The sequence below is a fragment of the Zymomonas mobilis genome (assembly GCF_006715975.1).
GTDB classification, from domain to species: Bacteria; Pseudomonadota; Alphaproteobacteria; order Sphingomonadales; family Sphingomonadaceae; genus Zymomonas; species Zymomonas mobilis_B.
Map to the genome: position 1 here is coordinate 230,721 of NZ_VFOF01000001.1, position 13,035 is coordinate 243,755.

Below are 13,035 nucleotides of genomic sequence, written 5' to 3' on the forward strand. Positions count from 1 at the left end.
TTGTTTTTTCTTTTGTGTCCATCCGAACTCAAATGCAGATAAAAAAAGTCTAAAAATATTTTGTGAAAAATACGCGATTGCGCATCCCAATCCATTGTATCGTCATGTAAGAGCCGTACCTTTGATGGCAGTTTTGAAACCGGATGAGGCCGCAAAGAAGGGTGATCCAGCAGCGCAGATGGCGTTGGGGAGAGCCTATGCCCGTGGCGACATTGTTCTTAAAAATAATGTGAAAGCTGTCTCTTGGTATCAGAAAGCTGCCGATCAAGGGTATGCCGATGGGCAGTTAGCGATGGGCGATGCTTATTATCATGGGCGAGGTGTGCTGCAAGATGATCAGCAATCGACATTTTGGTATCAGAAGGCTGCAGCGCAAAATAACGCCGAAGCCGAAACCCGTTTGGGCTTTGCCTATCATCAGGGGCGCGGTGTACCTAAAAATGAGGTGACTTCTTTTTCTTGGTTTCAGAAGGCGGCCAATCAAGGCTTTCCCCTTGCTCAAGGGATGGTTGGTATTGCTTATTATTATGGTAGTGGCGTGCCTAAAAATAAGGCACAGGCCATGTTCTGGTATAAAAAGGCCGCTGATCAGGGCGATATGATGGCCGAATATCTTTTGGGAATGGCTTATTTGAAAGGGGACTTTGTCGCGCAAAATAAGTCATTAGCAGCTTTTTGGTTAGAAAAGGCGGCTGATCAAGGAGACAGCCATGCACAAAAAGCCCTTCAAATATTAAGGTAAAATTAGCCTAATAAGAGCAAATTCTAAAAAATATTACAATAATATTTTTCTAATTTGGAAAATTATAAGTGTATTTTGAATAATATGACGGTTGCTGCTATATAATTGTTATTCCACCTTTTTTCTAAAATATATGGTTACAATGAAAAGAATAGTTTTTTTAACGGCAGCACTTCTTCCGGTTTTTGCCCAGCCTGTTCATGCGCGGATGACGGTCGGGCATGTCGTAAAAATGACCCGCGATGGTCTTAAATCGCCACTCCAAAAGGCCGCAGAACGAGGCGATGCCAAAGCGCAATATAGTTTGGGCGATGCCTATTCAAAGGGGCAAAACGTCTCTAAAAGTGATGAACAAGCCGTGTTTTGGTATCAGAAATCAGCGGATCAAGGCTATGCGCCTGCTCAAGCTGCTTTAGGATATGCCTATTCAATTGGGGCGGGGGGTACCCATGATGAAGCGCGCGCGGTCTCTTTGTTTCAAAAAGCGGCCGATCAGGGCAATGCGGCGGCGCAATATAATCTAGGCATTGCGTATTCAAATGGCCAAGGCGTGCCTCATAGTGATGAACAGGCAGTCTCTTGGTATCAAAAATCTGCCAATCAAGGCTATGCCCCAGCGCAATTCAATTTGGGCGCAGCTTATTATCATGGTGAGGGCGTAACCCAGAGTTATGAGCAGGCTGTGACTTGGTATCAAAAGGCGGCAGAGCAGGGTGATAGCAAAGCGCAAACAGCGTTGGGTGTTGCATATATTACCGGCCGTGGCGTTCCGAAAAGCAAAGAAAAGGCGTTATTGTGGATTCAGAAATCGGCTGATCAGGGAGATGTTACTGCCCAGAAAATTCTGCCTGCATTAAAGAAGTAGATTTTTAGGTAGTCTTTATCGTGCAAGCATAACGGGGGTGTGGATGTTGATAAAATTTTGTCGATATCCGCCCCTTTTTATTTAAGTCGCGGAAGCTCTAAAAAAACGTGTTTTATCGAAGAATCCTCTTTACCTTTCCTTTTCAAATATAGAGTTTTTATGAAAAAAATCCTGCTGTTGTCGGTTGCCTTTTTGTCTGTTTCTGTTGCTTCTGCCCAAGCAGAGAAGCCCGATAACGCGCCTGTTACATCCCATAGTGATGATGACGGAATGCTTCCGATGAAGAAGGCGGCTGAAGCCGGTGATGTTGCCGCTCAATCTAATTTGGGTTTGGCATATTATTGTGGAGCAGGGGTAAATAAAGACGATGCGTTAGCGGCATTTTGGTATCAGAAAGCCGCAGAAAAAGGGTTAGAGTCGGCCCAGTATAATTTGGGTAATCTGTATGCCACCGGAGAAGGTGTTGCCCAAAATGACGAGCGGGCGGCCTATTGGTATCAGAAGGCGGCCGAGCAAGGCGTTGACGAAGCGCAGTATAATCTAGCGCTGGCCTATGAAAGTGGCAAAGGCGTTGAACAAAGTAATGCCTTAGCGGCCTTTTGGTTGATGAAAGCGGCCAATAAATCATTCAAAGCAAAAACCCATTTGGGATTGGCTTATCAGGCAGGGATTATTGTTCCTCGTGATGATAAAAAAGCGATCGCCCTGTTTTTGAAGGCCAACCGTCAGGCTTATTATGCTGCTGCCCAAATGGCTTTGGGTAATACCTATCGTAACGGTATCGGGGTAAAGCAGGATGATCGGAAAGCCTTCGCTTGGTATCAGAAAGCTGCTGAGCAGGGCGATAGTAAAGCGCAAGATGCTTTGGGTGGCGCCTATGTTATGGGATGGGGAGTGCCTCAGAATTATGAGCATGGCGTATACTGGTTTCGTAAGGCCGCGGAGCAAGGCTTTAGCGAGGCACAATATAATTTAGCCTTTGCCTATGCGCATGGTTCAGGTGTGCCTAAAGATGGTAAGCAATCCTTGTTTTGGTATCAAAAAGCTGCCGAGCAGGGGGATGCTAACTCAGAATACAATGTCGGGCTTGCCTATCGAAAAGGCGAAGATGTGCCGCAGGATTTCGAAAAAGCCGCCTATTGGTATCAGAAAGCCGCAGAAAAAGGTCACGCCAGAGCGCAGTTAAATTTAGGATTTGCCTATCATAATGGTCGGGGGTTGCCCTTGGATTATGCGAAGGCCGTTTTTTGGTACCGTAAAGCGGCAGAGCAAGGAGATGGCAAAGCGGAATATAATTTGGGCGTTGCTTATTATAATGGAGAAGGTGAGCCGAAAGATATCGACCAAACCGTTTTTTGGATAGAAAAAGCCGCTAATCGAGGCGAGGCCGCTGCCCAATATAATTTAGGTGTTTTCTATCTTAAAGGCGAAGGGGTGCCAAAAGATAAGGAAAAGGCGAATTTTTGGTTTGAGAAAGCCGCCGCCAATGGGGATGCCGATGCACGGAATTGGCTCCAAAATTCAAAATCTTAGATTCCGTTGGAATAGTGAGTGTTTGTCTTTTGCAACAAGGTAGAATGATTTCTGTTTTGGGCAAAAAGGGCTGTTTAATATTGGATTCAGCTTCTTAAATTAAGTTGAAATAAAATGGTTCAGCCTTTTTGATAGATGGGCAGTCGCTATGAAAAAAATTCTGTTTTTTACAGCTATCTTTTTGCCTTTTATGGCTAGTCCTGTCCCAGCGCAGACAGGGCCGGCATCCAAAATATCTAGTGGCAGTGGCTTTCAGTCTCTTGAAAAAAGAGCTTTTGCTGGAAATGCCAAAGGGCAGACAGATTTAGGCACGGCTTATTATAACGGTCACGGCGTGACGCAGGATTATAAGCAGGCCATACTCTGGTACCAAAAGGCCGCCAGCCAAGGTTACCCAGTGGCGCAATTCTATTTAGGAAATGCCTACCTTCACGGTATCGGTCTGCAGCAAAGTGATGAGCGTGCTGCTTTTTGGTATCAAAAATCCGCTAATCAGGGTTTTGCTGAAGCGCAGTATAACTTGGCGCTTGCTTACTATAATGGTCGAGGCGTTGCCCAAAATTATGATCAGGCGGCTTTCTGGTATCAGAGGGCGGCTAATCAAGGTTCTGCACCGGCTCAATTTTATTTGGGTGACATGTACCGAAATGGCGCTGGCCTGCCGGAAGATGATCAACAGGCTATATTTTGGTATCAAAAGGCTGCCGATCAGGGCTTTGCCGAGGCGCAATATCATTTGGGATTGGCCTATCGTGATGGCACAGCTGTAAAGAAAAATGAGCAGCAAGCCGTTTTTTGGTATCAGAAAGCGGCCAATCAGGGGCATCCGGCGGCCGAGCTTAATTTAGGTGTCTCTTATCTTAAAGGTAAAGGTGTTACGAAAGATAAGGAGAAGGCCGCTTTTTGGTTAGAAAAAGCTGCCGATCAAGGGGACAGCAATGCCCAAGATTTGCTGCAAATGATGAATAAATAAGTTTTATCAAATTGATAGTGAGGCGACCGGCTGGGTAGATTTAAGCAATCTATCCAGCTTTTTTGTTTTTATTTAAGAAAAGATTCTAATCGGATGTGTTAGTAAAATTTAAAGGCGAGTTGTGAATAATTTTTAAATATAAATAATTATATGGTTATTGTAGAATATTTATCGATTATTTTAGAAATTACGTGGCCATTATGAAAAGAATATTATTTGTATCGGCGTTTTTGTTTTTTATCGCTAATCCTGTTCATGCAGAAGATAAGCAAGATGGAAAAGAATCCAGCGCGCTTTCTATGCCCGCTATTTTAAATGCGGTGGCCGCGGGCAATGCAATGGGGCAAACCGCATTAGCTGAGGCATATGCCTTTGGTGTTGGTGTCCCAAAGGACGAGAAGAAAGCGGCCTTTTGGTATGAGAAAGCTGCTGAGCAAGGCATTGACGAAGCGCAGTATAATTTAGGTCTTCTTTATAGCGAGGGCGTCGGTGTACCACGTGATTCCGAGAAAGCTATTTTTTGGTGGCAGAAGGCGGCTGATCAAAATTTTGCTCCAGCCCAATATAATCTGGGTGTATCTTATCATGACGGTGACGGCGTGCCACAAGATGATAAGCAAGCCGCCCTATGGTACCAGAAAGCGGCCGATCAAGGCGATGCTGATGGCCAATTTGCTCTAGGATTTACTTATACTAATCCTGAAACAGGGCTATTAGATTATAAAAAAGCGGCTTTTTGGTTCCAGAAAGCCGCGGATCAGGGCCTTGCCGATGCGCAATATGATTTAGGTATTGCATATTCGAATGGCCAAGGCGTGCCACAGGATTTTGAAAAAGCCAAATTTTGGTGGCAGAAGGCTGCCGAAAATGGAAATGTAGATGCGCAAAAAGCGCTTCAGAAATTGAATAAATAGTTATTTAGAGGCTTAAAAAGCTGGATGGTGAGCTGGGTAGGTAATCTGTCCAGCTTTTTTTGTTCTTATTTAGAAAAAAACTTCTGATTGGAAATATTAGTAAAATTACAAAACGAATTGTTAATAATTTTCAAATATAAATTATTCTGTGATTATTGCGGAATAATTATCGATTATTTTAAAAATTACGTGGCCATTATGAAAAGAATATTATTTGCATCGGTGTTTTTGTTTTTTACCGCTAATCCTGTTCATGCAGAAGATAAGCAAAATGGAAAAGCATCCAGCACGATTTCTATGCCCGCTATTCTAAAAGCGGTGGACGCAGGTAATGCAAAGGGGCAAGCTGCATTAGCTGAGATTTATGCCTCTGGTATTGGTGTCCCAAAGGACGAGCAGAAAGCGGCGTTTTGGTATGAGAAAGCTGCTGAGCAAGGTATTGACGAAGCGCAGTATAATTTAGGCATTCTTTATAGCGAGGGCGTCGGCGTACCACGTGATTTCGAGAAAGCTACTTTTTGGTGGCAGAAGGCGGCTGATCAAAATTTTGCACCCGCCCAATATAATTTGGGCGTATCTTATCATCAAGGTCGCGGCGTGCCAAAAGATGATAAGCAAGCAGCCCTGTGGTACCAGAAAGCCGCCGAGCAGAATTTTGCACCCGCTCAATTGAGCTTTGGAAAATTTTTTTATTTTGGCGTAGCTGTGCCGCAGAATTATGAAAAAGCCCTTTTTTGGTATCAGAAAGCCGCAGATCAAGGGTATGCCGAGGCACAATTCGTTTTAGGGGTCTCTTATTCTAATAACCAGAAGCTGTTAGATTACAAAAAATCAATATTTTGGTATGAGAAGGCGGCTGCGCAGGATGTTGTGAAAGCGCAATATAATTTAGCCGCTCTTTATGAAAAAGGCGTTGCCGTCCCTCAAGATTACGAAAAAGCTGCCTCTTGGTTTCAGAAAGGTGCCGATCAAAATTTTGCGCCGTCTCAACTTGCCCTTGGTAAGCTTTATTATTTCGGCAAAGCTGTGCCACAGAATTATGAAAAAGCAGTCTTCTGGTTCCAAAAAGCGGCTGATCAAGGCGATGCCGATGGCCAATTTGCTCTAGGATCTATTTATGCCAGCTCTCAAACTGGGCTGTTGGATTATAAAAAAGCGGTGTTTTGGTTCGAAAAAGCCGCCGAGCAGGGCATAGTTGGTGCTCAATACAATTTAGCCAATCTTTATGATCAAGGTGTTGCTGGATCACAAAATTCTGAGAAAGCGGCTTTTTGGTATGAAAAGGCGGCAGAGCAAGGCTTTGCCGATGCTCAGTATAATTTGGGTGTTCATTATGGCAAAGGCGAAGGCGTGCCACAAAATATCGAAAAAGCTACATTCTGGTGGCAAAAGGCCGCCGAAAAGGGAAATGTAGATGCGCAGCAAGCGCTTCAAAAATTGAATAAATAGTTTTTTAGGGGCTTATAGAGCGGGATGATGTGCCGGGTGGAGGCACGCGATCTATCCCGCTTTTGAAAGATACAAATGGAGTTGAATAATTTCATTTATTGGATGGAATATTTGCTTCCAATAAAACTATTGCCATGATCGCTGTTTGATCGTTATGCGATTTTTTTTATAAATTATACGGTGATCATGAAAAGAGTATTATTCGCAGCAGTGTCTTTATCTTTCATCGCTCATCCTTTTTATGCTGTGGCAGTAGGACAGGTTGCCGAAGGATCCAATCGCCCTTCGATAGCCGCATTGCAGAAAAAAGCAGAAGCTGGAGATGTTAAGGCGCAATCTGCCTTGGGGGAGGCTTACAGTTTTGGTCAAGGCGTTCCACAAAGCGATGAAAAGGCCGCTTTTTGGTATCAAAAGGCTGCAAAGAAAGGCTATGCACCTGCTCAATTCCATTTAGGTAATTTTTATCACAATGGTGATGGTCTCCCGAAAAGTAATGAGCAGGCTATTTTTTGGTGGCAGAAGGCGGCAGAGCAAGGTGAAGCCAAAGCGCAATTTAACGTAGCTATTGCTTATCATACTGGCCAAGCTGTGCCGAAGAGTGATGAGCGTTTTATTTTTTGGATGGAGCAGGCTGCTAATCAAGGCGCTGTCATGGCACAAATGGTGCTGGGAACGGCCTATGCCAATGGTCAAGGCGCAGCAAAAGACAAAAAGAAGGCTGCTTATTGGTATCAGAAGGCGGCTGATAACGGAAATACCGACGCACAAAAAATGCTGAAAGCATTGAATGATCAGCATTAGAGCTTAGGGTTTTAAGATGTCTTGGACTGGGCGTGTTTTGTTCTGCCCAGTCTTTTTATTGTGTAAATTACATTATGTTCTGAGATAAGATCTACAAAAAAGATAATTTCGAGTTGTGTTAAGATAATTGATTTATGAAATAAAAATAATTTTTAAATATAATTGTTATTATAGATAGAATATAATATTTTTTAAGTAATTTTTACAATTTGTGCGGTTATCATGATCATTATTATTTCTTTCGTTGCAACGCTTTTATTGGCGATGTTTTTTGGACAAAAGAAGCAGAAAAAACCAGATATATTTACATACCATTCTGTTTCTGAAGTGCAGAATGCGGCTGAAGCCAATGATGCTGAAGCGCAATATAATTTAGGCCTTGCCCATTATACAGGTTCTGAAGTTCGACAGGATTATAAAAAAGCCCTATCTTTGTGGGAACAATCGGCTGAGCAAGGCTATGCTGATGCTCAGTTTATTTTGGGTGCGGCTTATCAAAGCGGTGAAATTGTGCCGCAAAATTATGAAAAAGCTGCCTTCTGGCTTAAAAAAGCAGCAGAGCAAGGCAATATTATGGCTCAGTGTAATTTAGGCGTTTTTTATAACAATGGTGCGGGTGTGCCGCAAAGTGATGAAAAGTCAGCTTTTTGGTATTTGAAAGCGGCCGAACAAGGTGAACCGAGATCTCAATTCAATTTTGGTGTTGCCTGTTATAATGGGGCTGGGGTGCCACAGGATTATGAGAGAGCCGTTTATTGGTATAAAAAGGCTGCCGATCAGGGCAATCACTTTGCTCAATATAATTTAGGTCTTTGCTATGGCAAAGGTTTGGGTGTGCCAGAAAATCGAGAAAAAGCATTATTCTGGATTCAGCAGGCTGCCAATAACGGGGATGTCCAGGCAAAAAGTGCCCTTCGACAAGGAATTATCTGAAGCGCGGATATTCAAATATTTATAGTGGTTGGTAGAGTTTTTTGGGCATTGTTTAATGGTTATTTTTCTGCCGTCTAAACATTTTAGATAAATATTATCATTTCTGCCGTAAATTAGTTGTTCGATCTTTTTATAATTATGTGGTTTTCACGAAAAGAATATTATGGGCAGCAGCATTTTGGCCTTTGGTTGTTAATCCTGTTCAAGCGGCAGAGGAAACGCAGACAAGTCAGATAGAGCAGGTATCCAGTGATAATTCTATAGTTGAAATCCAGAAGGCTGCCGAGGCAGATGATGCCAAGGCTCAGCTAAGGTTAGCTGCGTTTTATTCCTTAGGTCAGAATGTCCCTCAGGATTATAAGATGGCGGCGTTTTGGTATCAGAAAGCGGCTGATTAAGGGTATGCTTTTGCTCAAAATAATTTAGGGAATGCCTATGCTTATGGTGCCGGTGTTTCCCAAAATTATGGGAAAATGGTATTCTGGTATCAGAAATCTGCGGATCAAGGTAATGCGGATGCTCAATTAAAGCTAGGTTTTGCGTATTACCTTGGTCAAGGCGTGCTAAAAGATGAAAGAGTAGCGAGATTCTGGATTCAGCAGGCGGCAGATAAAGGTAATACCGACGCACAAAAAGCATTGCCAATAATGTTTCGTTAGTTTTTACCAGCGGATTCGCTCCATTATTTCGTCTTCATTATCGGGATTAGGTGCGTTTTATCTGTTGATTGAAATTTGGGGGTGAGGTGATCTCGCCCGTTAGACCCCGACCGCCTTTAAAAGATGGGTAACCAAAGGGCGATAGCCGTCACCGAATAACCTTAGATGGATCAGAGCTGGCCATAATTTATAGATATTCAGCCTTTCCTTATAGCCCGGGGTGAGGGCATGATAGGTTTCATAGGCTTCGTAAAAAGAGCCGCTTGCCCGATCGAAAAGATTGATCATTGCAATATCGACTTCGGCATCGCCGTAATAGCAGCAGGGGTCAATCAGACCTGAAATACGGCCATCATCCACCAAGATATTACCATCCCACAAATCACCATGGAGCAAGGCGGCTCTGGGCGTCATGGGCAGGCGTTGCGGTAAATCTTCGATCAGCTCTTCCAAGCGATCAACCAGATCGGGGGATATATGCGGAAGATGCGGGCGGAGGCGATATTCACCCCAGAAATCAGGCCAGCTCCGCATCCATTTATTCACCATCGGGATGCCGCCGATCCCGTAATCTTTTTGCCAGCCGTAAAGGGCACCTTCGGTCGTATGGAGCAAGGCCAAAACCTTGCCAAGGTCATCCCATGCGTGATGCAGCACATCACGGTTACGTAGCCATTCTATGACCAGCAGATTTTCGTCGGTGGCAAAGACCTGTGGGGCGGGAGCGCCGCTTTGGCTGATAGCCGCCAGCATATCGGCTTCTATCTGAGGGAAGGGGCTGTTTTTGGCGACAGCATGGCTGCCATCTTCTAGCCATAGGCGGGTAACTTGGGATAAATCCCCGCCATGTAACCGTTCTTCTCTGACCAAGGGTTTTCCAATCAGAAGGGCTGCCTCATCGGCAACGGAGATGGAAGAACGGTCATTCATGAGATTACCTTCACAACAGCTATTTTAAATAGATCAAAGATTTTTCGGTTATCTGTTTCGCTTTAAGCTTTATTCCGGCTTTTTAGGTAATCAAGCAAGGCTTTTGCGCCGGTAGAGACATCTTGCCATGTTTTTTCAAAATCACTGGCATTCCCACGAAAGGGGTCTGCGACTGATTGGCCTTCTTTGCCCGCGACATAGTCCAGAAGCAGATTGAGTTTGGCCTTGCTGCCTTTCGGTTGCAGTCTTTTTAGATTGGCGATGTTTTTACCGTCCATCGCGATCACATAATCGAAGAGGTGAAAATCTTCCCGTGTGACCTGTCGCGCTTTTAGATCGCTGATATCGAGACCGTGATTGCGGGCGGCGACTTGGGCGCGTTTATCCGGCGCGCGGCCAATATGCCAATCGCCGGTTCCGGCAGAATCCGTTTTGACATTGAAACCTTCTTGGTCGGCGAGATCACGGAAGGCACCTTCAGCTAAAGGAGAGCGGCAGATATTGCCGAGGCAAACAAAAAGCACGGTCGGGGTCATCGGGTTTTATTCTCCTGAAACGAAAGGATTTCTTCTGTATCTGGTCGTGTTAAATTATGAAACGGATAGATCCATCGTTATGTTATTTTTATGAGCCTGATTAAAATGTATCATGCCTGAATTAAGAAGGCTGTAAATATGTTACGGGCGATAGCTTGGCGCTGTATATGCTTGTTCTAGCGGCTCTTTATATGCCCAGTTAGAAGAAATTATCGTCCCTATTGGTTTGTTCTAGTGTGTATTATGACTGCCTAAAATAGTTATCCTGTTATCAAGACGTCTCAAAAAAACAGTGATGTCCAAGTAAAATATCTGGCTATTAACGAGTTTGTAATCTTATTAAGCGAGAGCATATAGTCTAGGTTGCGTGACGTTCTGCTTTTGTTGATTGTAATGAGTAAGGGCTTTTGTGATGGCCGCAATTTTTATTATAATATTACTTGCAATATATTTTATTCCTACATTGGTTGCCAACTCTCGCAATCATAAGAACACGATGTCGATCTTTCTTCTTAACTTATTTTTAGGTTGGACATTTTTAGGATGGGTTGCGGCATTGGTATGGTCATTTACTGCTCAAGATTAAAGAGTTTCTTGGGTGAAGGCCGTGATGATGGTTTAAAGAAGGAAAAGCGTAATAGCGTGCGTTTGGGGTTGTCGCATGCTTTCCTTGGGATGCCATCGCTCTCAAAAAGATGCTGGCGGATTTGCCGCTTTTGGGAGCGCCAAACATAACGGTTGACCGTTAGTCGCAGCTTGCTGAAAAAGCGATTATGATATTGGGCATCGGCTATGCAGGTGCGGTGATAATAAAATTTTGGTTTCGCTCTCTTCTTTATCGTATTTTTTAGGTTTTCACCGAAGAATAGTCTGATGTTATAGTATTTTTAGTGGCTTTTCTGTCTTTTTAGGCTTTGTTCTGAAATATCAGGAAAATCTGTTGAAAATCAGAAAAAAATGATAGCATCTTCTTCCATGACAAATGTGACTTCACAAAACGAAAATCTATCGCCTCTCAAGCTCGTGCGGGCTAAAATCACAAAAGCGGCAAAAACCGCTGGAAGAAATCCTGACGATATTGAGCTGATCGCGATTTCCAAATTACATCCGGCTGAAGCAGCGCTTCCCCTGATTGCTGAAGGACAGCGTGTTTTCGGTGAAAACCGCGTTCAGGAGGCCTTGGGTAAATGGCCGCCCTTGATCAAGGCAAATCCCGATATTCGCCTGCATTGCGTGGGGCAGCTTCAATCGAATAAAGCCAAAACAGCGGTTGAATTATTCGATGCGATCCATTCGGTTGATCGGCCTTCTTTGATTGAGGCCTTGGGGCGTGCCATGGATTCTTTGGATAAGAAACCGGAATGCTTCATTCAGGTTAATATTGGCGAAGAAGACCAAAAGGGTGGTTGCGACATTGCCGATACCAAAGCCATTTTGCAGCAATGCCGCGATGCAGGATTGCCTGTTATCGGTTTAATGTCTGTGCCTCCTCTCGAAGTTGAGCCTGCGCCTTATTTTGCCCTGACCGTTAAAATGGCACATGATCTGGGCTTGCCTGCGGTTTCGATTGGTATGTCTTCAGATTATGAAAAAGCGATTGCCCTTGGCGCGACCCATATCCGTGTCGGAACGGCGTTGTTTGGTCATCGGGAATAATTATTTTTCTGTCGTAGAAAGGCGGGGGCAATGAGTGAAGCGGCTATTTTGATCGAGGGATTGTCCAAAGTCTATGACGGAGGCAAACAAGCCGTTACCGATCTCAATCTGAAGATACCTCGCGGATCTATCTATGGGTTATTGGGCCCTAACGGTGCCGGAAAATCAACGACGATCAATGTTTTAGCCGGACTTGTCAAAAAAACGGTCGGACGGGTTTCAATTTGGGGATTTGATATTGATCACGACCCGTTGAATGCCCGTGCGTCGATCGGGATTGTGCCGCAGGAAATCTTCTTCGATCCTTTCTTTACGCCGTTTGAAACTTTGGAAGTTTATGCCGGTCTTTTCGGTATTCCCAAAAAACAGCGGCGGACGATGGAGTTGTTGGAGGCGGTGCATCTGGCCGACAAGGCTTTTTCCCATGCCCGTTCTTTATCGGGGGGAATGAAACGCCGGTTGTTAGTTGCAAAAGCGATGGTCGCTTCGCCGCCAGTTCTGGTTTTGGATGAGCCGACAGCCGGGGTTGATATCGAATTGCGGCAACAGCTTTGGTCTTATGTCAAAAAGTTGAATGACCAAGGGGTGACGATTGTTCTGACCACCCATTATTTGGAAGAGGCCGAACAATTATGTGACCGGATTGCGATTATCAATCATGGCCATTTGGTAACCGATCAGCCGACCCGCGCTTTGTTGGATATGGCAGGGGACAAAAGCATGGATGTCGTTTTACGGCAGCCTGTCGATGCCTTGCCCGCAGAGGTTGCCTCTTGGTTGACCCATTACAACCATGAGGTTTCTGCCGAAATGGTTGATCCGAACCGCTTGCATATCCGTTACGATAAGAAGAAGATCACGGCCGGTGATATATTGACGGTTATTGAACAGGCCGGATTAGCCATTGTCGATGTGTCGACACATGAAGCTGATCTGGAAGATGTCTTTTTGAGCCTGACCAAGGGCAAGCCAGAAGCATCGTTAACATAACCGGTGGCGTTAAACCTTTCTACGGGTTTGAATAAAAGCCGGTATCAGTAATGG

The 13,035-nt window shown here is 44.4% G+C and carries 15 protein-coding genes and 1 pseudogene; 14 read left to right on the forward strand and 2 right to left on the reverse strand.

Annotated elements, in window-relative coordinates:
* Positions 1-124 precede the first annotated feature (124 nt).
* From FBY58_RS01020 to FBY58_RS09435, 11 genes and pseudogenes are all read left to right on the forward strand, one after another.
* Positions 125-742 carry a tetratricopeptide repeat protein gene (locus FBY58_RS01020; RefSeq protein WP_141919088.1) on the forward strand — a complete coding sequence of 206 codons (618 nt, stop codon included), beginning with the start codon at positions 125-127 and terminating at the stop codon, positions 740-742.
* 142 nt (positions 743-884) lie between these two features.
* A complete protein-coding gene (locus FBY58_RS01025) occupies positions 885-1,607 on the forward strand; it encodes a tetratricopeptide repeat protein (protein WP_141919090.1) in 723 nt (240 codons plus the stop codon).
* A 159-nt stretch (positions 1,608-1,766) separates the two neighbouring features.
* A complete protein-coding gene (locus FBY58_RS01030) occupies positions 1,767-3,140 on the forward strand; it encodes an SEL1-like repeat protein (protein WP_141919091.1) in 1,374 nt (457 codons plus the stop codon).
* 148 nt (positions 3,141-3,288) lie between these two features.
* Positions 3,289-4,113 carry a tetratricopeptide repeat protein gene (locus tag FBY58_RS01035; protein ID WP_141919092.1) on the forward strand — a complete coding sequence of 275 codons (825 nt, stop codon included), beginning with the start codon at positions 3,289-3,291 and terminating at the stop codon, positions 4,111-4,113.
* A gap of 200 nt (positions 4,114-4,313) precedes the next feature.
* Entirely contained in the window at positions 4,314-5,027 is a 714-nt protein-coding gene (locus FBY58_RS01040) for a tetratricopeptide repeat protein (protein WP_141919093.1), read from the forward strand.
* Positions 5,028-5,249: 222 nt separating this feature from the next.
* A complete protein-coding gene (locus tag FBY58_RS01045) occupies positions 5,250-6,476 on the forward strand; it encodes a tetratricopeptide repeat protein (RefSeq protein WP_260431998.1) in 1,227 nt (408 codons plus the stop codon).
* Between the two features lie 186 nt (positions 6,477-6,662).
* A complete protein-coding gene (locus FBY58_RS01050; RefSeq protein WP_141919095.1) occupies positions 6,663-7,277 on the forward strand; it encodes a tetratricopeptide repeat protein in 615 nt (204 codons plus the stop codon).
* 222 nt (positions 7,278-7,499) lie between these two features.
* Positions 7,500-8,210, forward strand: a complete 711-nt coding sequence (locus tag FBY58_RS01055; RefSeq protein WP_141919096.1) for a tetratricopeptide repeat protein — start codon at positions 7,500-7,502, stop codon at positions 8,208-8,210.
* Between the two features lie 140 nt (positions 8,211-8,350).
* On the forward strand, positions 8,351-8,608 hold the full coding sequence (locus tag FBY58_RS09425; protein ID WP_260431999.1) for an SEL1-like repeat protein: 258 nt from the start codon (positions 8,351-8,353) through the stop codon (positions 8,606-8,608).
* 21 nt (positions 8,609-8,629) lie between these two features.
* Positions 8,630-8,710, forward strand: a pseudogene (locus FBY58_RS09430) (sel1 repeat family protein); the annotation flags it as partial.
* Positions 8,684-8,869, forward strand: coding sequence for a tetratricopeptide repeat protein (locus FBY58_RS09435; RefSeq protein ID WP_260432171.1), 186 nt, complete (start codon positions 8,684-8,686; stop codon positions 8,867-8,869). The pseudogene FBY58_RS09430 and the gene FBY58_RS09435, both read left to right, overlap by 27 nt.
* Before the next feature lie 99 nt (positions 8,870-8,968).
* Here the strand turns inward: FBY58_RS09435 and FBY58_RS01065 are convergent, their stop codons facing one another.
* Together FBY58_RS01065 and FBY58_RS01070 are read right to left on the reverse strand one after the other, a co-directional pair.
* The gene (locus FBY58_RS01065) at positions 8,969-9,799 is read right to left on the reverse strand and encodes a fructosamine kinase family protein (protein WP_141919097.1); all 831 of its coding nucleotides are present in this window, start codon (positions 9,797-9,799) and stop codon (positions 8,969-8,971) included.
* Positions 9,800-9,861: 62 nt separating this feature from the next.
* On the reverse strand, positions 9,862-10,335 hold the full coding sequence (locus FBY58_RS01070; protein WP_141919098.1) for a low molecular weight protein-tyrosine-phosphatase: 474 nt from the start codon (positions 10,333-10,335) through the stop codon (positions 9,862-9,864).
* Between the two features lie 412 nt (positions 10,336-10,747).
* Here FBY58_RS01070 and FBY58_RS01075 point away from each other — a divergent pair, with 412 nt between their 5' ends.
* The 3 genes from FBY58_RS01075 to FBY58_RS01085 all read left to right on the forward strand — a co-directional run bounded on the left by FBY58_RS01075 (position 10,748) and on the right by FBY58_RS01085 (position 12,981).
* The gene (locus tag FBY58_RS01075; protein ID WP_141919099.1) at positions 10,748-10,921 is read left to right on the forward strand and encodes a superinfection immunity protein; all 174 of its coding nucleotides are present in this window, start codon (positions 10,748-10,750) and stop codon (positions 10,919-10,921) included.
* Positions 10,922-11,292: 371 nt separating this feature from the next.
* Positions 11,293-11,991, forward strand: coding sequence for a YggS family pyridoxal phosphate-dependent enzyme (locus FBY58_RS01080; RefSeq protein WP_141919100.1), 699 nt, complete (start codon positions 11,293-11,295; stop codon positions 11,989-11,991).
* Positions 11,992-12,021: 30 nt separating this feature from the next.
* Positions 12,022-12,981 carry an ABC transporter ATP-binding protein gene (locus FBY58_RS01085; RefSeq protein ID WP_141919101.1) on the forward strand — a complete coding sequence of 320 codons (960 nt, stop codon included), beginning with the start codon at positions 12,022-12,024 and terminating at the stop codon, positions 12,979-12,981.
* Positions 12,982-13,035: the final 54 nt, after the last annotated feature.

Bases quoted from the DNA above. Each gene is read 5' to 3' on its own strand.
- FBY58_RS01020 (WP_141919088.1), top strand. From the start codon at position 125: ATGGCAGTTTTGAAACCGGATGAGGCCGCAAAGAAGGGTGATCCAGCA.
- FBY58_RS01025 (WP_141919090.1), top strand. From the start codon at position 885: ATGAAAAGAATAGTTTTTTTAACGGCAGCACTTCTTCCGGTTTTTGCC.
- FBY58_RS01030 (WP_141919091.1), top strand. From the start codon at position 1,767: ATGAAAAAAATCCTGCTGTTGTCGGTTGCCTTTTTGTCTGTTTCTGTT.
- FBY58_RS01035 (WP_141919092.1), top strand. From the start codon at position 3,289: ATGAAAAAAATTCTGTTTTTTACAGCTATCTTTTTGCCTTTTATGGCT.
- FBY58_RS01040 (WP_141919093.1), top strand. From the start codon at position 4,314: ATGAAAAGAATATTATTTGTATCGGCGTTTTTGTTTTTTATCGCTAAT.
- FBY58_RS01050 (WP_141919095.1), top strand. From the start codon at position 6,663: ATGAAAAGAGTATTATTCGCAGCAGTGTCTTTATCTTTCATCGCTCAT.
- FBY58_RS01055 (WP_141919096.1), top strand. From the start codon at position 7,500: ATGATCATTATTATTTCTTTCGTTGCAACGCTTTTATTGGCGATGTTT.
- FBY58_RS09435 (WP_260432171.1), top strand. From the start codon at position 8,684: ATGGTATTCTGGTATCAGAAATCTGCGGATCAAGGTAATGCGGATGCT.
- FBY58_RS01065 (WP_141919097.1), bottom strand. From the start codon at position 9,799: ATGAATGACCGTTCTTCCATCTCCGTTGCCGATGAGGCAGCCCTTCTG.
- FBY58_RS01070 (WP_141919098.1), bottom strand. From the start codon at position 10,335: ATGACCCCGACCGTGCTTTTTGTTTGCCTCGGCAATATCTGCCGCTCT.
- FBY58_RS01075 (WP_141919099.1), top strand. From the start codon at position 10,748: ATGGCCGCAATTTTTATTATAATATTACTTGCAATATATTTTATTCCT.
- FBY58_RS01080 (WP_141919100.1), top strand. From the start codon at position 11,293: ATGATAGCATCTTCTTCCATGACAAATGTGACTTCACAAAACGAAAAT.
- FBY58_RS01085 (WP_141919101.1), top strand. From the start codon at position 12,022: ATGAGTGAAGCGGCTATTTTGATCGAGGGATTGTCCAAAGTCTATGAC.